The sequence below is a fragment of the Inquilinus ginsengisoli genome, assembly GCF_031453975.1.
Taxonomy (GTDB): Bacteria; Pseudomonadota; Alphaproteobacteria; order DSM-16000; family Inquilinaceae; genus Inquilinus; species Inquilinus ginsengisoli_A.
Genome location: NZ_JAVDPW010000008.1, coordinates 332194 through 352745, shown reverse-complemented (window position 1 = coordinate 352745; position 20552 = coordinate 332194). Strand labels below are relative to the sequence as shown.

The 20552-nt window shown below is 69.7% G+C and carries 17 protein-coding genes; 10 read left to right on the top strand and 7 right to left on the bottom strand.

From position 1 onward, the window contains the following. Positions 1-14: 14 nt before the first annotated feature. The 3 genes from E9232_RS23440 to sucC form a co-directional block, all read right to left on the bottom strand. Positions 15-2927 (bottom strand): 2-oxoglutarate dehydrogenase E1 component, encoded by a 2913-nt coding sequence (locus E9232_RS23440; protein WP_309798270.1) that lies wholly within the window; start codon positions 2925-2927, stop codon positions 15-17. A gap of 382 nt (positions 2928-3309) precedes the next feature. Further along, entirely contained in the window at positions 3310-4185 is an 876-nt protein-coding gene (gene sucD / locus E9232_RS23435; protein WP_309798071.1) for a succinate--CoA ligase subunit alpha, read from the bottom strand. Then, complete coding sequence (gene sucC / locus E9232_RS23430; protein ID WP_309798069.1) at positions 4185-5381, bottom strand: ADP-forming succinate--CoA ligase subunit beta; 1197 nt, start codon at positions 5379-5381, stop codon at positions 4185-4187. The genes sucD and sucC overlap by 1 nt, the downstream gene beginning before the upstream one ends. A gap of 199 nt (positions 5382-5580) precedes the next feature. Here sucC and E9232_RS23425 point away from each other — a divergent pair, with 199 nt between their 5' ends. The 7 genes from E9232_RS23425 to panC all read left to right on the top strand — a co-directional run bounded on the left by E9232_RS23425 (position 5581) and on the right by panC (position 14605). Next, positions 5581-6192 carry a glutathione S-transferase family protein gene (locus E9232_RS23425; protein WP_309798068.1) on the top strand — a complete coding sequence of 204 codons (612 nt, stop codon included), beginning with the start codon at positions 5581-5583 and terminating at the stop codon, positions 6190-6192. A 288-nt stretch (positions 6193-6480) separates the two neighbouring features. Then, on the top strand, positions 6481-8079 hold the full coding sequence (locus tag E9232_RS23420; protein ID WP_309798066.1) for a M20/M25/M40 family metallo-hydrolase: 1599 nt from the start codon (positions 6481-6483) through the stop codon (positions 8077-8079). 313 nt (positions 8080-8392) lie between these two features. Then, positions 8393-9976 carry a M28 family metallopeptidase gene (locus E9232_RS23415; RefSeq protein ID WP_309798063.1) on the top strand — a complete coding sequence of 528 codons (1584 nt, stop codon included), beginning with the start codon at positions 8393-8395 and terminating at the stop codon, positions 9974-9976. A 428-nt stretch (positions 9977-10404) separates the two neighbouring features. Then, positions 10405-12195: an ABC transporter ATP-binding protein gene (locus E9232_RS23410; protein WP_309798061.1), complete on the top strand. Its 1791-nt coding sequence runs from the start codon at positions 10405-10407 to the stop codon at positions 12193-12195. 123 nt (positions 12196-12318) lie between these two features. Beyond that, entirely contained in the window at positions 12319-12795 is a 477-nt protein-coding gene (locus tag E9232_RS23405; protein ID WP_309798059.1) for a carboxymuconolactone decarboxylase family protein, read from the top strand. 143 nt (positions 12796-12938) lie between these two features. Then, the gene (gene panB / locus E9232_RS23400) at positions 12939-13763 is read left to right on the top strand and encodes a 3-methyl-2-oxobutanoate hydroxymethyltransferase (protein ID WP_309798056.1); all 825 of its coding nucleotides are present in this window, start codon (positions 12939-12941) and stop codon (positions 13761-13763) included. Beyond that, positions 13760-14605: a pantoate--beta-alanine ligase gene (panC, locus tag E9232_RS23395; RefSeq protein WP_309798053.1), complete on the top strand. Its 846-nt coding sequence runs from the start codon at positions 13760-13762 to the stop codon at positions 14603-14605. Before panB ends, panC begins: the two co-directional genes overlap by 4 nt. Positions 14606-14609: 4 nt before the next feature. On the opposite strand, the gene E9232_RS23390 is transcribed toward panC, so the two are convergent. Further along, positions 14610-14825, bottom strand: a complete 216-nt coding sequence (locus E9232_RS23390) for a hypothetical protein (protein ID WP_309798052.1) — start codon at positions 14823-14825, stop codon at positions 14610-14612. A 247-nt stretch (positions 14826-15072) separates the two neighbouring features. On the opposite strand from E9232_RS23390, the gene E9232_RS23385 reads away from it, so the two are divergent. After that, positions 15073-16095, top strand: coding sequence for an alpha/beta hydrolase (locus E9232_RS23385; RefSeq protein WP_309798049.1), 1023 nt, complete (start codon positions 15073-15075; stop codon positions 16093-16095). 57 nt (positions 16096-16152) lie between these two features. Here E9232_RS23385 and mdh read toward each other — a convergent pair whose 3' ends face one another. The 3 genes from mdh to E9232_RS23370 all read right to left on the bottom strand — a co-directional run bounded on the left by mdh (position 16153) and on the right by E9232_RS23370 (position 18735). Then, positions 16153-17112, bottom strand: a complete 960-nt coding sequence (gene mdh / locus E9232_RS23380; RefSeq protein WP_309798046.1) for a malate dehydrogenase — start codon at positions 17110-17112, stop codon at positions 16153-16155. 116 nt (positions 17113-17228) lie between these two features. After that, entirely contained in the window at positions 17229-18212 is a 984-nt protein-coding gene (locus E9232_RS23375; protein ID WP_309798044.1) for a malate dehydrogenase, read from the bottom strand. Between the two features lie 97 nt (positions 18213-18309). Further along, positions 18310-18735 carry an acyl-CoA thioesterase gene (locus E9232_RS23370; protein WP_309798041.1) on the bottom strand — a complete coding sequence of 142 codons (426 nt, stop codon included), beginning with the start codon at positions 18733-18735 and terminating at the stop codon, positions 18310-18312. 144 nt (positions 18736-18879) lie between these two features. Here E9232_RS23370 and E9232_RS23365 point away from each other — a divergent pair, with 144 nt between their 5' ends. After that, positions 18880-19215: a cupin domain-containing protein gene (locus tag E9232_RS23365; protein WP_309798037.1), complete on the top strand. Its 336-nt coding sequence runs from the start codon at positions 18880-18882 to the stop codon at positions 19213-19215. Next, entirely contained in the window at positions 19173-20396 is a 1224-nt protein-coding gene (locus E9232_RS23360) for a family 1 glycosylhydrolase (protein ID WP_309798036.1), read from the top strand. The genes E9232_RS23365 and E9232_RS23360 overlap by 43 nt, the downstream gene beginning before the upstream one ends. The last annotated feature ends 156 nt before the right edge of the window (positions 20397-20552 follow it).

Genomic DNA, 20552 nt, shown 5'->3' with positions numbered 1-20552 from the left:
CGGCAGTCCGGGGGTCAGCCGACCGACAGGGCCTCGTCGACCAGCTTGGCCTGTTCCTGGTTGTGGCGGCGCAGCAGGCCGGTGGCCGGGGCCGCGGCCTCCGGCCGGCCGGCGTAGCGCGGGCGGGCGCCGGCGCGGCCGATGTCGCCCAGCACGGCTTCGATCTTGCGGTCGACGAAGTACCAGGCGCCCTGGTTCTCGGGCTCCTCCTGGCACCACACCACCTCGGCCTTCGGATACTTCGCCAGCTCCGCGCCCAGCGTCTTGCGCGGGAATGGGAACAGCTGCTCCAGGCGGATGATGGCGACGTCCTTCAGCCCGCGCTCGTCGCGCTCCTTCTTCAGGTCGTAATAGACCTTGCCGGAGCAGATCACGACGCGCTTGACCTCGCCGCCGGCCACCAGCTCCGCCGTCTCCGGCAGCACGCGGTGGAAGGCCGAGCCGACGCCGAAATCGGCCAGGGTCGAGACGCATTCCTTGTGGCGCAGCAGCGACTTCGGCGTGAACACCACCAGCGGCTTGCGGAAGTCGCGGTGGATCTGGCGGCGCAGCGCGTGGAAGTAGTTGGCCGGGGTGGTCAGGTTGACCACCTGCCAGTTGTCCTCGGCCGATTGCTGCAGGTAGCGCTCGATGCGGGCCGAGGAATGCTCCGGCCCCTGGCCCTCATAGCCATGCGGCAGCAGCATCACCAGGCCGGACATGCGCAGCCACTTCTGCTCGCCGGAGGAGATGAACTGGTCGATGATGGTCTGGGCACCGTTGGCGAAGTCGCCGAACTGCGCCTCCCACAGGGTCAAGGCCCGCGGCTCGGCCAGGGAATAGCCGTACTCGAAGCCCAGCACCGCGAATTCCGACAGCGGGCTGTCATGCACCTCGAAGGTCGCCTGACCCTCGCGGACATGGTTCAGCGGGACGTAGCGCTCCTCGGTCTCCTGGTCGACCAGCACCGAATGGCGCTGGCTGAAGGTGCCGCGGCCGGAATCCTGGCCGGACAGCCGCACCGGGATGCCCTCGGCCACCAGCGTGCCGAAGGCCAGGGCCTCGGCCGTCGCCCAGTCGATGTCGCGGCCGGTCTCGATCATCTGCGCCTTGGCCTTGAGCTGGCGCGCGACCTTGGGGTTGACCTTGACGCTGTCCGGTACGCTGCTGATGGCGCGGCCGACCTCGCGCAGCAGCGCGTCGGGCGCCGCGGTGGCGCCGCGCCGCTCGTCGCCGGCGGCGATGGTGAAGCCCGACCAGGCGCCGCCCAGCCAGTCCGCCTTGTTCGGCTTGTACGAGGTGGCGGCCTGGAACGCGTCCTCCAGATGCTTCTGGAAGTCGCGGACGATGCCCTCGGCCTCCTCGGCCTTCAGCAGGCCTTCCTCGACCAGCTGCTTGGCGTACAGCTCGCGCACCGAGGCGTGCTGGGCGATGGTCTTGTACATCAGCGGCTGGGTGAAGGCCGGCTCGTCGCCCTCGTTGTGGCCGAAGCGGCGGTAGCAGAACATGTCCACCACCACGTCATGGCCGAATTCCTGGCGGAACTCGATGGCGATGCGCGAGGCGTGGACCACCGCCTCCGGATCGTCGCCGTTGACGTGGAAGATCGGCGCCTGGACCGTCCGCGCCACATCGGTGCAGTAGGGGCCCGAGCGGGAATAGACCGGCGCGGTGGTGAAGCCGATCTGGTTGTTGATGACGAAATGGACGGTGCCGCCGACGCGGTAGCCCTTGAGGTCGGACATCATCAGCGTCTCGGCCACCACGCCCTGGCCGGCGAAGGCGGCGTCGCCGTGGATCAGCAGCGGCAGCACCCGGCTGCGGTCCTCGTCGCGGCGCTGGGTCTGCTTGGCGCGGACCTTGCCCACCACCACCGGGTTGACGCATTCGAGATGCGACGGGTTGGCGGTCAGCGAGAGGTGGATGACCTTGTCGTCGAACTCGCGGTCGGACGAGGTGCCCAGATGGTATTTGACGTCGGCCGACCCCTGCACGTCCTCGGGGTTGGCCGGGTTGCCCTGGAACTCCGAGAAGATCGCGGTGAACGGCTTGCCGATGACGTTGGTCAGGGTGTTCAGCCGGCCGCGATGGGCCATGCCGAACACGACGTCCTCGAGGCCCAGCTGGCCGCCGCGCTTCAGCACCTGCTCCAGTGCCGGGATCATCGCCTCGCCGCCGTCCAGGCCGAAGCGCTTGGTGCCGGTGTACTTGACGTTGAGGAAGCGCTCGAAGGTCTCGGCCGCGGTCAGGCGCTCATAGATGGCGCGCTTGCCCTGTGGGGTGAATTCGGTGCGGTTCTCGATCGTCTCGATGCGTTCCTGGATCCAGGCGCGGACCGCCGGGTCCTGGATGTGCATGTATTCGACGCCGATATGGCCGCAATAGGTGGCGCGCAGCCGGGTCACGATCTGGCGCAGCGTCGGGGTGTCGAGGCCGAGCTGGCCGGCGACATAGATCGGCCGCTCCAAATCGGTTTCGGTGAAGCCGTAGGTCGCGGGATCGAGGTCGGGGTGCGACTTGTGCTCGGTCAGGCCCAGCGGGTCGAGATCGGCCAGCAGGTGGCCGCGGACCCGGTAGGCGCGGATCAGCTGCATCGCCCGCAGCGTGTCATGCGCGGCGCGCCGGACCGCATCGGCATCGGCCCCGACCGGTGCGGCCGTCGCCGGGGCCTTGCCCGGCTTCTGGCCCTTGGCGGGCGCCTCGGTCGGCGCCTCCAGCCCGAAGGCCTCGCCCAGGCCGTTCAGCCTGACCGCCGAGATCGCGCCGTTGCGCGGGCCCCAGGACGGTCCGGCCTCGGTCTCCGGCGCGGCTTCGTCGAGGCCGTCGAAGAACGCACGCCAGCTGCCGTCGACCGAGGCCGGATCGGCCCTGTACCGGTCATGCAGCTCGGCGATGAATTCTGCGTTCGGGGCGAAAAGGAAGGAACTTTGTTCCGACGGGCTACCCATCATTCTCAACGGCCGGTGTCCGGCCGTTTCCCTGGCGGTCGGCTGTCGCGTTGACGCCGCGACCGGGCGGTCCCTTGCGGGACGGGTCCAAGTGGCGCGCAACCTACGCCGAAAGTGTTGGCGATGAAAGATATGTCGGGCGCGGAACGAGCAATTTCCGGCGTCATTACGACAGATCACCCACGCAAAGAACGCAAACGCGACATGGTGTCGGGAACAGAAAGGTCGAATCGGTCCGGATCGGCGGTGCGGCTGGCGGATTCGATCGCGCCGACGCCAGGTGGCCCGCCGCTCTCCGGTGGCGCGGCGATCCCGTCCGGCCAAGAAAAAGCCCCCGACCGGCACGCCGGTCGGGGGCTGGTGTGGTGCGGTGACGGGCCGATCAGCCCTTCATCGCCGCGAGCATGGTGCGTCCGAGATCGGCGGGGGAGGCGGCGACGGCGATGCCGGCGGCCTTGAGGGCCTCGATCTTGTGGTCGGCGGTGTCGTGGCCGCCGGAGATCACGGCCCCGGCATGGCCCATGCGGCGGCCCGGCGGCGCGGTGCGCCCGGCGATGAAGCCCACGACGGGCTTCTTGGTGCCGCTGGCCTTCAGGAACTCGGCGCCCATCACCTCGGCGTCGCCGCCGATCTCGCCGATCATGATGATGCCCTCGGTCTCCGGGTCGCCCAGGAACAGCTCCAGCGCATCGACGAAGCTGGTCCCGTTCACCGGGTCGCCGCCGATGCCGATGCAGGTGGTCTGGCCCAGCCCAGCCGCCGTGGTCTGCGCCACCGCCTCATAGGTCAGCGTGCCCGACCGGCTGACGATGCCGATCTTGCCGCGACGGTGGATGTGGCCGGGCATGATGCCGATCTTGCATTCACCCGGCGTGATCACCCCCGGGCAGTTCGGCCCGATCAGCCGCGTGCCCGACCCGGCCAGCGCCCGCTTCACCTTCACCATGTCCAGCACCGGAATGCCCTCGGTGATGCACACCACCAGCGGGATCTCGGCGTCGATCGCCTCCAGGATCGCATCCGCCGCGAACGGTGGCGGCACGTAGATCACGCTGGCGTTGGCCCCGGTCTGGTCCACCGCCTGGGCCACGGTGTCGAACACCGGCAGGTCCAGGTGCCTGGTGCCGCCCTTGCCCGGCGTCACGCCGCCGACCATGCGGGTGCCGTAGGCGATCGCCTGCTCGGAATGGAACGTCCCCTGGGCCCCGGTGAAGCCCTGGCACAGCACCTTGGTGGTCTTGTCGACGAGCACGGCCATTATGCGGCCTCCTTCACGGCACGGACGATCTTGGTCGCGGCGTCGCCGAGGTCGTCGGCCGACAGGATCGGCAGCCCGCTCTCGGCCAGGATCTGCTTGCCGCGCTCGACATTGGTGCCCTCGAGGCGCACCACCAGCGGCACGTGCAGCGCCACCTCGCGCGCGGCTTCTACCACGCCCTCGGCGATCACGTCGCAGCGCATGATGCCGCCGAAGATGTTGACCAGGATGCCTTCGACATTCGGGTCCGACAGGATCAGCTTGAACGCCGTGGTCACCCGCTCCCGCGTGGCGCCGCCGCCGACATCCAGGAAGTTGGCCGGCTCGCCGCCTTCCAGCTTGATGATGTCCATGGTCGCCATCGCCAGCCCGGCGCCGTTGACCATGCAGCCGATGTTGCCGTCCAGCTTGACGTAGTTCAGCGACGCCTTCTCCGCCGCCGTCTCGGTCGGGTCCTGCTCGCTCTCGTCGCGCAGCTCCTCGATCTCCTGGTGGCGGAACAGCGCGTTGTCGTCGAAGCCCATCTTGGCGTCGAGCGCGATGATCTGCCCGGCCCCGGTCACCACCAGCGGGTTGATCTCCAACAGCGCGGCGTCGAGCTCGGTGAAGGCCTTGTACAGGCTCTTCAGGAAGCCGACCGCGGCGCCGACCTGCTTGCCCTCCAGGCCCAGCCCGAAGGCCACCTTGCGGGCGTGGAAGTCCGACAGCCCCGTCGCCGGGTCGATCGCGATGGTCAGGATCTTCTCCGGCGTGGCTTCCGCCACCTCCTCGATCGCCATGCCGCCCTCGGTCGACGCGATCGCCGTCACCCGGCCGCTCTTGCGGTCGACCAGCAGCGACAGGTACAGCTCACGGGCGATGTCGCAGCCTTCCTCGACATAGACCCGCCCGACTTCCTTGCCCGCAGGCCCGGTCTGCACCGTCACCAGCGTCCGGCCCAGCATCGCCTCGGCCTCGGCCTTCACCGCCTCGACCGACTTCACCACCCGGACGCCGCCCTTGCCCGCCGGATCCTCCTTGAAGTGGCCCTTGCCGCGGCCGCCCGCATGGATCTGGGACTTCACGACGAACACACCGCCGCCGAGACCCTCCGCCACGCGAACCGCCTCCTCCGGCGTGTACGCCACCCCGCCGCGCGGCACCGGGACACCGTACCGTCCCAACAGCGCCTTCGCCTGATATTCGTGGATGTTCATGGACCGTCCGTCCTGGGTGAGAGCGCGGCGCCTGAGGCCGCCCGCGAAACGGGCGGCACAATAGCACCTGAATCGCAGCGGGCAACCGAGTCGCCGCAATGCAGCAAAACCGCGGGCGACGGGCTCGCTGATCCCGGCCATCGTCCCGCCGCGGTGATACAATGCTCCGCGGTGGTCCCCTGGGGCGAGGATGTCGGCGATGTACAGGTTGTACTGGAACAAGGACACCGGCGCCTTCGCGCCCGATGTGGTGCTGCGCCTGGCCGGCGTGCCCTGCGAACGGATCCGGATCGACCATCTCCAGGGCGAGCACCGCCGGCCCGACTATCTCCGGCTGAACCCGATGGGCGAGGTGCCGACCCTGGTGCTGCCCGACGGCACGGTGCTGACCGAATCGGCGGCGATGCTGCTGCATCTGGTCGACGCCCATCCCCAGGCCGGGCTGGCGCCGCCGCCCGGCAGCGCCGACCGCGCCCGGTTCGACCGTTGGCTGCTGTTCATGGCGGTGAACCTGTATGGCGCCGCCCTGCGGCAGTTCCACCCCGAGCGCTACACCACCGACCCCGCCGGCGCGCCGGGGGTGAAGGAGGTGGCGGACCGCGCCGTGGACCGCTGCTGGGCGCTGATCGCCGACGCGCTCGATCCCGGCCCGCTGTTGCTGGGCGACCAGATGACGGCGGCCGACCTGTACCTGCTGATGCTGCTGACTTGGTACGACTTCCGCGAGGAGATGCCGCCGCTGGGCACCGCCTGGGACCGGATGCTGGCGAACCCTGTCGTGGCCGAGACCTGGGCCCAGTATTTCGACTGAGATGCCGGTAGTGAGGACGCGGTTATGCAGTCCTTTCCACAGATCGTTTGACGTTTTGTCTGGCAATTGAGTAAGCAGTATAAGATTAGGACAAGAGAAGGGCAAAATCCATCAATCTGACGTCAAGTTTGCTCAAAGATGGATAAAATGAATTCAACTTTGGTCTATTGACCTTTGTCTCTGCGCTGTTTGACAGTGTCGGCAAGTGGGGGCTGGCCTGGACCGAGGCCATTCGATGCGATCCGGGCGGCCAAAAGCCCCACCGCAACGAAACGAAGGGGGACCATTGTGAAAGTGCGTCATCTGGCGGCCGCCTTGCTGGCGTCCGCCATCGCCATTCCTGCGTCTTCTGCCCTGGCCGCCACGGCCACCAACGTCTCCGCCCAGGGCAATCCGCTCGGCGACCTGATCACCGGTCTGATGAGCCTGGACCTGCAGCGGGCGGTCACCGTCCCGGGCATCCGCCAGCACCTCAACGCCCTGCAGCGGATCGCCGACGCCAATGACGGCACCCGCGCCGCGGGCACGCCGGGCAACGTCGCCACGGTCAACTACCTCAAGCAGCGGCTGCAGCGCGCCGGCTACCGGGTGACGGTGCAGAACTTCGACATCCCGTTCTACAAGGAGCTCGGCCCGGGCAGCTTCGCCGAGACGGCGCCGACCCCGAAGACCTATGTCGACCTGACCGACTTCACCACGATGCCGTTCTCGGGGTCGGGCGACGTCACCGGGCGGCTGGTGCCGACCAACGACATCGAAATCCCGCCGGCCCCGGCGCCGAATTCGAGCAGCGGCTGCGAGGCCGCGGACTTCCCGGCCGCGGTGTCCGGCCAGATCGCGCTGGTCCAGCGCGGCACCTGCGACTTCAGCACCAAGGCGGCCAACGCCAAGGCGGCCGGGGCCAGGGCCGTGGTCATCTTCAACGAAGGCCAGCCCGGCCGGACCGACCTGTTCCCCACCGCCGCCATGGATGTGCCGATCGACATTCCGGTGCTGAAGGCCACCTTCCAGGTCGGCGCCGACCTCTATGCCCAGACCCAGGCCGGCCCGGTGACCGTGCATGTCACCACCAACACGCTGTCCGAGAACCGTCCGACCTCGAACGTCATCGCCGAGACGTATTTCGGCCGGCCCGACACGGTCGTGGTGGTCGGGGCCCACAATGATTCGGTGCCCGCGGGCCCGGGCATCAACGACGACGGCAGCGGCACCGCGACCAACCTCGAGGTTGCCGAGCAGCTGGGCCGCCGCCAGCTGCTGCTGCGCTACAAGGTGCGGTTCGCCTTCTTCGGCGCGGAGGAACTCGGTCTGCTCGGCGCGTTCCACTATGTCGAGACGCTGAGCGACGCCGAGCGGGCGAAGGTCAAGGTGATGCTGGACTTCGACATGCTGGCGTCGCCCAACTACGTGCGCTTCGTCTATGACGGCAACGGGTCGACCTTCCCGGACGCGGCGGGCCCGAACGGCTCCGGCGTGGTCGAGAACGTGTTCCTGGCGTTCTTCGCCAAGCGCAACCTGGCGACCAGCCCGACCGCCTTCGACGGGCGGTCCGACTACGTCGCCTTCACCGACGCCGGCATCCCGGCCGGCGGCATCTTCACCGGCGCCGAGGGGATCAAGACCGAGGCCGAGGCGCGGATCTACGGCGGCACCGCCGGCCAGCCCTACGACGCCTGCTATCACCAGGCCTGCGACACCATCGCCAACATCAACAACACCGTGCTCGACCAGTTCTCGGATTCGGTGGCGAACTCGGTCGTCGTCTTCGCCCAGCGCAGCCAGCCGGTCGTCGACACCGCCGGCCTGGTGGCCTCGGCCGCCAAGCGTGCCGCGACCCGCGCCGCGACGCGCGGTGCGCTCTATAAGGGCCCGCTGCTCATCCGCTGAGCTGCAAGCCAGACCATGAAGGGGGCCGGACGCTTGCGTCCGGCCCTTTTCTTTGTCTCAGTCTCGCCAAGAGAAAACCGGATATTGTCCGGCAATTGGAAAGGGTAATTTTGAGAATCCAAGGTTCTTAAAGCATAAATTGAGATCAGATAAAATTTTCTCAAAGATTTCCCAAAACGAAATTCAACAAATCATTTGACGTCTCTCGCAGCGGTGCCGGACAGTGCAGTCAAGAGGGGGCTGGCCAAGCGGGGCCATTCGATGCGACTCGGGCGGCACAAGCCCCTCCGCAACGAATTGAAGGGGGACCATCGTGAAAATCCGCTGTCTGGCGGCCGCCCTGCTGGCGACCGCCATCGCGATTCCTGCGTCTTCGGCCCTGGCCGCCACGGCATCCGCCCAAAGCAGCAATCCGATCGGCGACCTGATCACCGGGCTGATGAGCGCCGACCTGCAGCGCGCGGTCACGGTCGCCGGCATCCGCCAGCACCTGACCGCGCTGCAGGCGATCGCCACCGCCAATGGCGGCAACCGCGCCGCCGGACTGCCGGGCTACAAGGCCTCGGTCGACTATGTGAAGCAGCGGCTGCAGCGCGCCGGCTACCAGGTCACCGTCCAGCCCTTCCCGTTCGACTTCTTTCAGGAGACCGGGACGCCGGAGCTGGCGCGGGTGTCGCCGTCGCCGCGCACCTACGCACCCCATGCCGACTTCGCGACCACGCTCTATTCCGCCTCGCGTGAGGTCACCGGCCGGGTGGTGCCGACCAACAACATCGTCCTGCCGCCAACGCCGACGCCGAGCTCGGCCAGCGGCTGCGAGGCCGCCGACTATCCGCCGGAGACGGCCGGGGCCATCGCGCTGATCCAGCGCGGCACCTGCCCCTTCGCCCAGAAGGCGGAGATGGCGGAGGCGGCGGGCGCCATCGGCGTCATCATCATGAATGAGGGCCAGCCGGGCCGCACCGAGGTGGTCGAGGGCGTCGGCCTCGGCGGGCCGCGGCCGTATCCGGGGGTGTTCACCACCTTCGAGGTCGGCAACGAGCTGTACACCCAGGCCCAGTCCGGCCCGGTCACCGTCCGCATCAAGGTCCAGGCGGTCAACGAGCGGCGGACGAACTGGAACGTGATCGCCGACACCTGGTTCGGCAACCCGAACAAGGTCGTCACGGTCGGGGCGCATCTCGATTCGGTGCAGGTCGGCCCGGGCATCAACGACAATGGCAGCGGCACCGCGACCAATCTCGAGGTCGCCGAGCAGGTGGGCCGCCGCCAGCTGCTGCTGCGCAACAAGGTGCGCTTCGCCTTCTGGGGCGGCGAGGAGCTGGGGCTGCTCGGCTCGACCCACTACGTCGCGTCGCTCAGCGCCGCCGAGAAGGCGAAGATCCTGCTGAACCTGAACTTCGACATGCTGGCGTCGCCCAACTACGTCCGCTTCGTCTATGACGGCAACGGCTCCGACACGCCGGATGCCGGGCCGAACGGCTCGGGCCTGATCGAGAACGTGTTCCTGGCCCATTTCGCCCGGAAGAACCTGGCCACCGCCCCCACCGCCTTCGACGGCCGGTCCGACTACGGCCCGTTCATCGAGAACGGCATCCCGGCCGGCGGCCTTTTCAGCGGCGCCGAGAACGTCAAGTCCGAGGCCGAGGCGCGGATCTATGGCGGCACCGCCGGCCAGCCCTACGATGCCTGCTACCACCAGCCCTGCGACGGCATCGCCAACATCAGCAACACGGCGCTGGACCAGTTCTCGGACGCGGTGGCGAACTCGGTGATCACCTTCGCGATGCGGCGCGACCCGGTGGCCGACACCGCGGAGTTCGCGGCCTCGGCCGCCAAGCGCGCCGCCTCGGCCAAGCGCGGCCCGCTGTACAAGGGCCCGATGCTGCAGCGCTGATCGCGGCAGCCGGATCCCGAGGGGCCGGGCGGCGACGCCCGGCCCCTTTTTCATGCCCGCGATCCGGCCCGTCCCGACATTCTTCCCATGCCGGCTTGCCGAAACAATCTGTCGCTGGTATCAAGATCCTCCCGTCCCGTGCGGCGGGTCGATCGGCGTTCACGAAACGACAAAGGGGGAGTTGCAGTGACACCAACACGCTTCGCCAGCTCCCCGGACCTCCGTCACTAGGTAGGTCCCGCCCCGCGCTCCCGGCAGGTTTGGCCCCGGGGGCCGCCGGATCCACGCCGAGGACGCCCGACGACTTCCGAAACCGGCGTCCCGTCCCGAAACCCCTCCAGATCGCCGTCGATGCCGGTTCGCGCCGTTGTCGATTCGCCAGAACGATTCAGCCGGGAGGATGCCGCTTTGGCGGTGTCGGAACGACCGTGGCCGTAGACCAGAACACCCAGAATCCCCTCGCGCGCGTGCTGCGCTTCACCTTTGCCCATTGGCGCCGCCATCCGCTGGCGGTGACGGTCGCCATCGGCGCCGTGGTCTCCTCGACCGCGATCGACGTGGTGCTGCCGATCTTCGCCGGCCGCATGGTCGACGCCATCGCGGCGGGCGGCGGCGGCTTCGACGCGGCGCTGACGGCGCTGCTGACCATCGTCGGGCTCGGCATCGTCTATGTCGCGCTGCGCGACACCGTGTTCCGCGCCATCATCCGGCTGACCACCCGGATCATGCAGGCGATGACGCAGGAGGCGTTCTGGCGGGTCCAGCGCTTCTCGACCGACTGGCACGCCAACAGCTTCGCCGGCGCCACGGTGCGCAAGATCAACCGCGGCACCTGGGCAATGGACCTGCTCAACGACGTCATCCTGGTCGAGCTGCTGCCCTCGGTGCTGGTTCTGCTCGGCGCCACCGCGCTGCTGGCGGCGCGCTGGCCGATCATGGGGGTGGCGGTGGCGTTCGGCGTCGCCCTGTTCCTGCTGCTCAGCCTGATCCTGGTGCTGCGCTACGTCGCCCCGGCGGCGCGGCTGGCCAATGAGATGGATTCGAAGCTGGGCGGCAACCTGGCCGATTCGATCGGCTGCAACGCTGTGGTGAAGACCTTCGGCGCCGAGCGGCGCGAGGACGCCTTCATCGCTCGCACGGTCGAGATCTGGCGCAGCCGCACCATCCGCACCTGGCACCGCGGCACCAATTCCGGCACCACCCAGAACCTGCTGATGGTGGCGCTGAACGGCATGGTGCTGGGCATCGCCCTGTGGCTGTGGAGCCGCGGCCAGGCGACGCCGGGCGACATCACCTATGTGCTGGGCACCTACGCCCTGATCCACGGCTATCTCCGCGGCGTCGGCATGCATGTCCGCAACCTGCAGCGTGCGGTCAACGACATGGAGGAGCTGGTCGACTTCATGGACCAGCCGCTCGGGGTCGAGGACCGCCCGGGCGCGCCGGAGATCGCCGTCGCAGCCGGGCGCATCGACCTCGACGCCGTGACCTTCCGCTACCAGGGGCAGCGGGACCCGATCTATGACGACTTCTCGCTGGCCATTGCCCCGGGCGAGAAGATCGGCCTGGTCGGCCATTCCGGCAGCGGCAAGAGCACCTTCGTCAAGCTGGTGCAGCGGCTGTACGACATCGATGGCGGCGCCATCCGGATCGACGGCCAGGACATCGCCGCGGTGACGCAGGAGAGCCTGCGCCGCCAGATCGCGCTGGTGCCGCAGGAGCCGATCCTGTTCCACCGCTCGCTGGCGGAGAACATCGCCTATGGCCGGCCCGAGGCGACGCTGGAGCAGATCATCGATGCGGCGAAGCAGGCCTATGCCCACGACTTCATCGAGCGCCTGCCGCAGGGCTACCAGACGCCGGTCGGCGAGCGCGGGGTGAAGCTGTCGGGCGGCGAGCGGCAGCGCGTGGCCCTGGCCCGCGCCATCCTGGCCGACGCGCCGGTCCTGATCCTGGACGAGGCGACGTCCAGCCTGGACAGCGTGTCGGAATCGCTGATCCAGGCGGCGGTGGAGAAGCTGATCGTCGGGCGCACCACGATCATCGTCGCCCACCGGCTATCGACGGTGCAGAAGGTCGACCGCATCCTGGTGTTCGACCGCGGCCGCATCGTCGAGCAGGGCACCCATGCCGAGCTGGTGAAGCGTGAGGGCGGCCACTACCGCGCCTTGTTCGAGCACCAGGCGATGGGCCTGATCGACGGCCAGGAGGCGGCATAGGGGAGGATCGGAACCTTCTTCTCCCGCCCCTGTCACATCCGCGAGCACCATCTCGTCTTATGATCGAGGCCGCCGTTTCCATGGGGAGCGGCGGCTCCGATCCGAAACGGGAGCCGTTCCGAAATGTCCAAGCGTCTCAACTATGCCGCCGCCGCGCCGGGTGCCCTGCAGGCCCAGCTGGGCGTGCACGCCTATCTCGAAAGCTCCAACCTGCCGAAGACCCTGCAGGAGCTGATCTTCCTGCGGGTGTCGCAGATCAACGGCTGCGCCTACTGCCTCGACATGCACTCCAAGGCGTTGCGCGAGGACGGCGAGGGCCAGCAGCGGCTGGACTGCGTCGCCGGCTGGCGCGAAGCGCATGGCCTGTTCAGCGCCCGCGAGCAGGCGGCGCTGGCCTGGGCCGAGGCGCTGACCCGCATCGCCGACACCCGGCAGGTGCCGGACGCGATCTACGAGGCGGTGAAGGCGGAGTTCAGCGACCGCGACCTGGTCGACCTGACCCTCGCGGTGTGCTCGATCAACAGCTGGAACCGGATCGCGGTCGGCTTCGCCGCGGCGCCGAAGCCGGACGCGGCCAGCGCCCAGGCCGCCGCGGCCTGACGTCCGGCCCATGACCTGACCGTGGGCGGCCTCGGCCGCCCACGGTTTTTCACTGCATGACATCCGGCTTGCGCTGGATGATTTTGCACTGCAGCATCCCGGTCCGGGGACGACAGATCCCGTTCGACTGGGAGAGCACCGAGGTGAGCGTTTCCGCCGCGATCCGGCGCATCACGATCCCGCAGCTCCGCGCCCGCAAGGGGCAGGAGCCGATCGTCGCGTTGACCGCCTACACCACGCCGGTGGCCCGGCTGCTCGACCCGCATGTCGACGTGCTGCTGGTCGGCGACAGCGTCGGCATGGTGGTGCACGGGCTGGACAGCACCGTCGGCGTCACGGTCGAGATGATGGCCCTGCACACCGCCGCGGTGCGCCGCGGTTCCGTCCGTGCCGCGATCGTGACCGACCTGCCCTTCGGCAGCTACCAGGCGTCTCCGCGCGACGCCTTCGCCGCCGCGCACCGGCTGATGGTCGAGGGCGCCTCGGCGGTGAAGCTGGAGGGCGGCGCGGAGATGGCGGAGACGGTGGCCTTCCTCACCGCCCGCGGCATCCCGGTGATGGGTCATGTCGGCCTGCTGCCGCAATCGGTCAACATGCTCGGCGGCTACAACGCCCGCGGCCGCAGCCCGGAGGAGGCCGAGCGCATCCTGGCGGCAGCGAAGGCCATGGTCGAGGCCGGCGCCTTCTCCCTGGTGATCGAAGGCACGGTCGAGCCGCTGGCCCGCCGGATCACGGAAGAGGTGGCGGTGCCGACCATCGGCATCGGCGCCTCGGTCGATTGTGACGGCCAGGTGCTGGTGGTGGACGACCTGCTGGGGCTGACCGGGGCCGGCACGCCGCGCTTCGTCCGCCGCTACGCCGACCTCGCCGGCGCCATCACCGAGGCGGCGTCGGCCTTCGCCGCGGATGTGAAGGCCCGGCGCTTCCCCGGCCCCGAACACGTCTTTGCCGAGAAGAAGCCGTCATGAGCCCTGCGGCGCCCGCCCTTCCGCTGGTCGCCCGGACGGCGGCCGAACTGCGCACCGTGGTGGCCGGCTGGCGCCGCGACGGCGCCCGGATCGGCCTGGTCCCGACCATGGGCGCGCTGCACCAGGGCCACCTCACCCTGGCCGAGGCGGCGCGGCGGGCGGGGGCCGACCGGATCCTGTTCAGCATCTTCGTCAACCCGGCCCAGTTCGGGCCGAAGGAGGATTTCAGCCGCTATCCCCGGCGCGAGGCCGAGGATCTGGCCAAGCTGGCCGGCATCGGCGCCGATCTGGCTTACCTGCCGACGGTGGAGGAGATCTATCCGCCCGGCTTCGCCTTCTCGATCGTGCCGGGCGGGCCGATCGTGGCCGATCTCGAGGCCGCGATCCGACCCGGCCATTTCGCCGGGGTGGCGACGGTGGTGGCGAAGCTCTTGATCCAGGCCGGGGCCGACATTGCCGCCTTCGGGGAGAAGGACTACCAGCAGCTGCTGCTGGTGCGCCGGCTGGTGCGCGACCTCGACCTGCCCTGCGCCATCTTGGCCGTGCCGACGGTGCGCGATGGCGACGGCCTCGCCCTGTCGTCGCGCAACGCCTTCCTCACCGAGGCGCAGCTGGCGGTGGCCCGGCGGCTGAACCGGATCCTGGCCGAGATCGCGGCGGAGCCGGGCCGGCTGGCGGCCGGGCCCGACCGGCTGCGCGACGCGGGATTCGATGCGGTCGACTATCTTGTGCTGCGCGATGCCGAGACCCTGGCCGACCCGGTGCCGGGCCGGCCGCGGCGCCTGATCGCCGCGGTCCGGCTCGGCGCCACGCGGCTGCTCGACAACCTGCCGGTCGCGTAAGGCCCTACTTCGGCGGGGTCTGCGGCGTCGTCTGCGACGGGTCGGGCGCGCCGGTCAGCGATGCCGGCGGGGCCGACAGCGGCTGGCGCTCGATCGGCTCGGCCGGAACCGCCGGCGGCGAAGGCTCGGCCTGCTGCGACTTGTCGATCGGAATGGTGTCGCTGCCGCAGGAGGCCAGCAGCAGGGTGGCGGCCGCGGCGGCCAGGATCAGGCGGGTCATCGGTCAGTCCTCCAGTCTCGATCGGCGGGCACTGTAGTCATCCGGGCAGGCCAAGGCGAGGGGGCGCCGCAGCCCCTGGCCGGCCCGCAGGCTGCCGTGCGATTGCGGCGGAAATCGGAAGGGTGAACCGGTGGGCGCCGTGAGACGGCTCACGGCGACCGAGCCGCGCGAGTGGTGGTATCATCGCCGATCCGCGCGGCTCCGCCCCGGCGGCGCGACGCGGCCCATAGTCAAAGGGGATTTGACCATGACCCGCGTTTATTTCGCGACCAACCGGGCGCCCAGCCCGCGATCCAACCCGACGGATTTCACCGCCGAACTGTCCAGCATCGCGGCGGACGAAATCTGGTTCGGCTGGGCGGATGTCGATTCGAACGGGAACGCCACCGGGTTGAACGTGCCGCGCGAATCGGACGATGCCGGGGCCGGGCGCCACGGCGTCACCGCCACTTTCGACACGCTGCGGCAGCAGATCCAGGCCGAGCCGGCGGATCTGATGTTCTTCGTCCACGGTTTCGCCAACACCTTCCGCAACGCGCTGGCGCGCGCGGCGCAGCTGACCGGCTTCTACCAGGCGCAAGGCTCCGGCCCGCTCTGCCCCTTCGTGTTCTGCTGGCCATCCCTGGGCAAGGTCATCGATTTCGGGTCCCTGGTCGGCGAGGGCAAATCCGCCTATCGCGCCGATCGAGATGCGGCGCAGCGCTCGGGCATCGCCTGCGGCGACGCGCTGATCCGCTGGTCGAACTTCGGCCCCACGCTGCCATCGCAGCCGCGCCGTATCCTCCTTGCCCACAGCATGGGGAACTGGGCCCTGCGGAACGGTGTGCAATCGCTGCTGCAGCGGGGCCAGATCCTCCCGGCAACGCGGCTGGCCGATGAGACCATCCTGGCCGCGGCGGACGAGGACTTCGACACCCTGACCGACGCGGGAAAGCTGCAGCGGCTCTGCGGCCTCACCGACCGGGTCACGGTCTATCTCAACCAGCAGGACGTGCCGCTCTGGTTCAGCTGGTCCGTGATGGCCAATCCCTTGCGGCTGGGCCGCCAGGGGCCGTCGCTGCCGGCCGGGCTGGCCGCGAATGTCGCGGTGGTGAACTGCTCGCCGGTGGTGCCGGTGGACCAGGCCGATCTCGACACCCACCAGTATTATCGGCGCATCCCACGCGTGGCGGCGGACATCGTCCAGGTGCTGAAGGGCACGGCCAGCGATGCGGTGACGGGCCGCCGGGCCGATGGCGGCGGCCGGTATACGCTGCCCTTTACCGGCTGAAACGCAAACGGCCGGCAATGCGCCGGCCGCTCCGGGCGATCGAGAGTGGGCGGCGGATCAGGCCGCGGCGATCAGCTTCTTCGTGGCCTCGACCAGGCCCTTCACCGCGGCGACCGAGGTGTCGAAGGCGGCCTTCTCCTCGGCGGTGAACTGGACCTCGACGATCCGCTCCACACCGTTGGCGCCGATCACCACCGGCACGCCGATGTACAGGCCGGTGACGCCGTACTGGCCGGTCAGGTAGGCGGCGCAGGGCAGCACGCGGCGCTTGTCGCGCAGATAGCTCTCGGCCATGGCGATGGCGGAGGAGGCGGGGGCGTAGAAGGCGCTGCCGGTCTTCAGCAGGCCGACGATCTCGGCGCCGCCGTCGCGGGTGCGCTGGATGATCTGGTCCAGCTTCTCCTGCGTGGTCCAGCCCATCTTCACCAGGTCGGGCAGCGGGATGCCGGCGACGGTGGAATAGCGGGCCAGCGGCACCATGCTGTCGCCATGGCCGCCCAGAACGAAGGCGGTGACGTCCTCGACCGAGACCTTGAACTCCTCGGCCAGGAAGTAGCGGAACCGCGCGGAGTCGAGCACGCCGGCCATGCCGACCACCTTCTCCGGCTTCAGGCCGCAGGCCTCGCGCAGCACGCCGACCATGGCGTCCAGCGGGTTGGTGATGCAGATGACGAAGGCGTCCGGGGCGTATTGCTTGATGCCGGCGCCGACCGCCTGCATCACCTTGGTGTTGGTGCCGATCAGGTCGTCGCGGCTCATGCCCGGCTTGCGCGGCACGCCGGCGGTGACGATGACGACGTCGGCGCCCGCGATCGCGGAATAGTCGCTGCCGCCCTTCAGCACGGCGTCGAAGCCCTCGACCGGCGAGGCCTCGGCGATATCAAGCGCCTTGCCCTGGGGCACACCGTCGACCACGTCGAACAGGGTGATGTCACCGAGCTCCTTGAGCCCGGCGAGCAGGGCGAGGGTGCCGCCGATCTGCCCCGCGCCGATGAGGGCGATCTTGTTGCGCGCCATGACGTGCCATCCTTCCGATGAGCCGCAGAAAAGACAGGCGGTGTCCTAGCGCGATTTCGCAGGTGCAGCAAGCCGGGGGCATGCCCGCTTCGGGCACGCCCCCGGCCGCATCAGGATCAGGCCAGGAGGGCGGCGACCGCGTCGCGTTCCTCGGTCAGCTCGGCCACCGTCTTGTCCAGCATCGACCGGGCGAAGCCGTCGATCTCGAGCCCGGTGACGCGGCTGTAGCTGCCGCCGGCGCAGATCACCGGCGCGCCGCTGACCAGGCCTTCGGGGACGCCGTAGGAGCCGTCGGAGGGCACCGCCATCGACACCCAGCGCCCGTCGCTGCCATGCACCCAGTCGCGCATATGGTCGATCGCCGCATTGGCGGCGGAGGTGGCGGAGGAGGAGCCGCGCGCCTCGATGATCGCGGTGCCGCGGCGGGCCACGGTCGGGATCAGGGTCTCGCGGTACCAGGTCTCGTCGCCGATCAGCTCCGGCAGCTTGCGGCCGTTGGCGGTGGCGAAGCGGTAATCGGCGAACATGGTGGGCGAATGGTTGCCCCAGATCACCAGCTTGTCGATCGCGGCGGTGCCAACGCCAGCCTTCGCCGCCAGCTGCGCCAGCGCCCGGTTGTGGTCCAGCCGGACCATGGCGGTGATGTTGCCCAGCGGCAGGTCGGGCGCGCTGCGGGTGGCGATGTAGGCGTTGGTGTTGGCGGGGTTGCCGACCACCAGCACTTTGGCGTCGCGCTTGGCCGCCTCGTTCAGGGCGCGGCCCTGGACCTTGAAGATCTCGGCATTGGCCGACAGCAGGTCGCGCCGCTCCATGCCCTGGGAGCGGGGGCGGGAGCCGACCAGGAAGGCGGCGTCGATGTCGCGGAAGGCGGTCTTCGGGTCGTCGGTGACGACGATGCCGGCCAGCAGCGGGAAGGCGCAGTCCTCGAGCTCCATGACCACGCCCTGGACCGCCTTCAGGGCCTGCGGCAGGTCGAGCAGCTGCAGCACCACCGGCTGGTCCTTGCCGAACACGTCGCCCTGGGCGATGCGGGGCAGCAGCGAGTAGCAGATCTGGCCGGCGGCGCCGGTGACGGCGACATGAAGGGCGGGTTTCGGCATGGGAGGGGTCTCCTGGCAAGCCCGAAGCGGCTTTCGGGCGGACTTTATGGAAGCGCCGGGCCGATGGGAAGCGCCGGCCGGGCGCGGTCGGACGGGATCAGACCTGCGACGCGAAGCGGGCGCGCAGCTCCTCCGGCAGCGGGAAGGACTGGCGGGTCTCCAGGTCGAACATCGCGCTCACCGTCTCCGCCGTGGCGTGGCAGCGGTCGCCGACGAACAGGGCCTGGGCATAGGTGAAGGACTTGCCGCCCAGCCTGGTCATCCGGGTGCCGATGCGCACGTCGTTCGGCCAGGTCAGCTCACGCAGGAAGTTCATGGTGATGCGCACCACCACGGCACCGCGGCTCTTGCCCAGCTTGATCCCGGAATCGAGGAAGAAGTGCAGGCGGGCGGTCTCGAAATAGACGCCATAGGCGTTGTTGTTCACATGGCCCAGCGCGTCGGTGTCGGAATAGCGCACGCGCTCGTCCGCCCAATGCGGATAGGAGGCGGGATCTGTAGGATCGAAGCTGGTCTCGGTCATGTCGCTCTCCGGGCGGGGCTTCCCGCGACATAGACCCGAATCGGCCCCAGTGCAAAGCCGCCGGTTGTCGCGAGACAAGGTTCCGGTCGCCCGGCGGCCCGCATCGTCCTACCGTTTCCGAAAACAGGGACGAAGGAGGACGCCATGGACCAGGACTGGCTGATCACCGCAGCCCAGACCGCCGCGCTGATCCCCGGGCTGCCGGCGGAGCAGTTCATCGACCGCATGCAGCACGGCACCATGAAGACCGGGCTGTACGCCCCGCGCGGCACCGATCCGCAGGGCCCACACAAGCGCGACGAGCTCTATGTCGTGTGGCGCGGCAACGGCGTCTTTTTCCGCGACGGCGAGCGCAAGCCGTTCGGGCCGGGTGACGTGATCTTCGTTCCGGCGCATATGGAGCACCGGTTCGAGGAGTTCAGCGATGATTTTGCGACATGGGTGATCTTCTGGGGCCCGGAGGGCGGGGAGACGAATTAGAGCCGGCGCCGGCCGAACCGCGCTGGGGCGCCGATCTCGGCCCGGGGGCGGAGGCGCCGCCGCAGCAGGCGGCCGAGGCGCTGCGCCTGGCCGCTGAGATGGGGGCCGTCGCCGGCCGCTTCGCGCTCGACTGGGGTACGCTGCAGCCGGAAGGCCGTGGCCGCCTCGACCCCGCGGCGCTGGGCCGGCTGGACCGCCATGTCGATGCGCTGGGCGAGGCCGGGCTGGCCCCGTGGCCGGTGCTGGCGCCGGCGCGGCTGCCGCGCGAGCTGCGGCTGCGCGGCGGCTGGACCGGGCGCGACACCGCCTGGCGCTTCGCCGAATTCGCCTGCCGCGCGGCCGACCGCATCGGCGACCGCATGGCCGCGCTGGCGATCGATGCCGGCGCGCCCGGCTTCGCCCGCGACGAGGCGGCATGGCGCGACCGGCCGATCGGCATGGCCGAAGCCGCGGCCTTCACCGCCGCGCTGCACCACCTGCTGCTCGGCCGCGGCCTGGCGCTGGCGGCGCTGCGCCAGGAAAGCACGCGCTGGCGCCTCGGCGCCGCCCTGGCGTCGCCGCCGCCCGACCCCTGGGACGACACTCTGGCCTCGTCCGACGCCGTGGCCTTCGCCGACGCGCTGGGCTGGGAGGCGTCGGTGGCGACGCTGCGCGACGGCCGCTATCCCGATCTGGCGCTGGAGCGGCTGGGCCGGGTGGTGGTGGACGACGACGCGGCGCGCTGCCGCGGCCCGGTCGACCTGCTGCTGCTGGACCATGCCGGGCCGCTGTGGGCCCGGATGGAGGCGGATGCGCCGGGCGGGGTGGCGCTGGCCGAACGGCCGCGCGGCGCCGTAGCGATCGAGACCGCCGGCCCCGACTCGCTGCGCCGGGCGCTCGACCGGCTTGTCCAGGCCTGGCCGAAGCTGCCGGTCCAGCTGTCGCTGCGCCTCGCCGTCGACGACCCGCCGGCCCAGGAGGGGCGGATCGAGGACACGGTTCGCATCGCCCGGCTGGACGCGCATTTCGAGGCCGCCCATGCGGCCTGGGCGGCGGGGGTGCCGGTCGCAACCGTCTTCGCCGGCCCGGTGCTGGACGACGGCCGGGCCCCGCCCGCCGGGCTGGTGGCCTGGGCCGACCGGGCCGACGTGCCACAGCCGAAGGCCAGCTGGGGTTGGCTGCAGCAGCGGATCCGCGGATAGGTGCGAACGTATGCCAGAAGCGTACAGCAGAGGCGTACGGAGGGTGCATCCGCTGTGACGCCGAGGCTCCTGGTGGAACCTGCAACGCCGCCCAACGTTATTCCATGAGGTCGCGGATGCCGCGATGACTGCGGCAACAGCCCGCGACCTGATGGA

Bases quoted from the DNA above. Each gene is read 5' to 3' on its own strand.
- E9232_RS23440 (WP_309798270.1), bottom strand. From the start codon at position 2,927: ATGGGTAGCCCGTCGGAACAAAGTTCCTTCCTTTTCGCCCCGAACGCA.
- sucD (WP_309798071.1), bottom strand. From the start codon at position 4,185: ATGGCCGTGCTCGTCGACAAGACCACCAAGGTGCTGTGCCAGGGCTTC.
- sucC (WP_309798069.1), bottom strand. From the start codon at position 5,381: ATGAACATCCACGAATATCAGGCGAAGGCGCTGTTGGGACGGTACGGT.
- E9232_RS23425 (WP_309798068.1), top strand. From the start codon at position 5,581: ATGTACAGGTTGTACTGGAACAAGGACACCGGCGCCTTCGCGCCCGAT.
- E9232_RS23405 (WP_309798059.1), top strand. From the start codon at position 12,319: ATGTCCAAGCGTCTCAACTATGCCGCCGCCGCGCCGGGTGCCCTGCAG.
- panC (WP_309798053.1), top strand. From the start codon at position 13,760: ATGAGCCCTGCGGCGCCCGCCCTTCCGCTGGTCGCCCGGACGGCGGCC.
- E9232_RS23390 (WP_309798052.1), bottom strand. From the start codon at position 14,825: ATGACCCGCCTGATCCTGGCCGCCGCGGCCGCCACCCTGCTGCTGGCC.
- E9232_RS23385 (WP_309798049.1), top strand. From the start codon at position 15,073: ATGACCCGCGTTTATTTCGCGACCAACCGGGCGCCCAGCCCGCGATCC.
- mdh (WP_309798046.1), bottom strand. From the start codon at position 17,112: ATGGCGCGCAACAAGATCGCCCTCATCGGCGCGGGGCAGATCGGCGGC.
- E9232_RS23375 (WP_309798044.1), bottom strand. From the start codon at position 18,212: ATGCCGAAACCCGCCCTTCATGTCGCCGTCACCGGCGCCGCCGGCCAG.
- E9232_RS23370 (WP_309798041.1), bottom strand. From the start codon at position 18,735: ATGACCGAGACCAGCTTCGATCCTACAGATCCCGCCTCCTATCCGCAT.
- E9232_RS23365 (WP_309798037.1), top strand. From the start codon at position 18,880: ATGGACCAGGACTGGCTGATCACCGCAGCCCAGACCGCCGCGCTGATC.
- E9232_RS23360 (WP_309798036.1), top strand. From the start codon at position 19,173: ATGGGTGATCTTCTGGGGCCCGGAGGGCGGGGAGACGAATTAGAGCCG.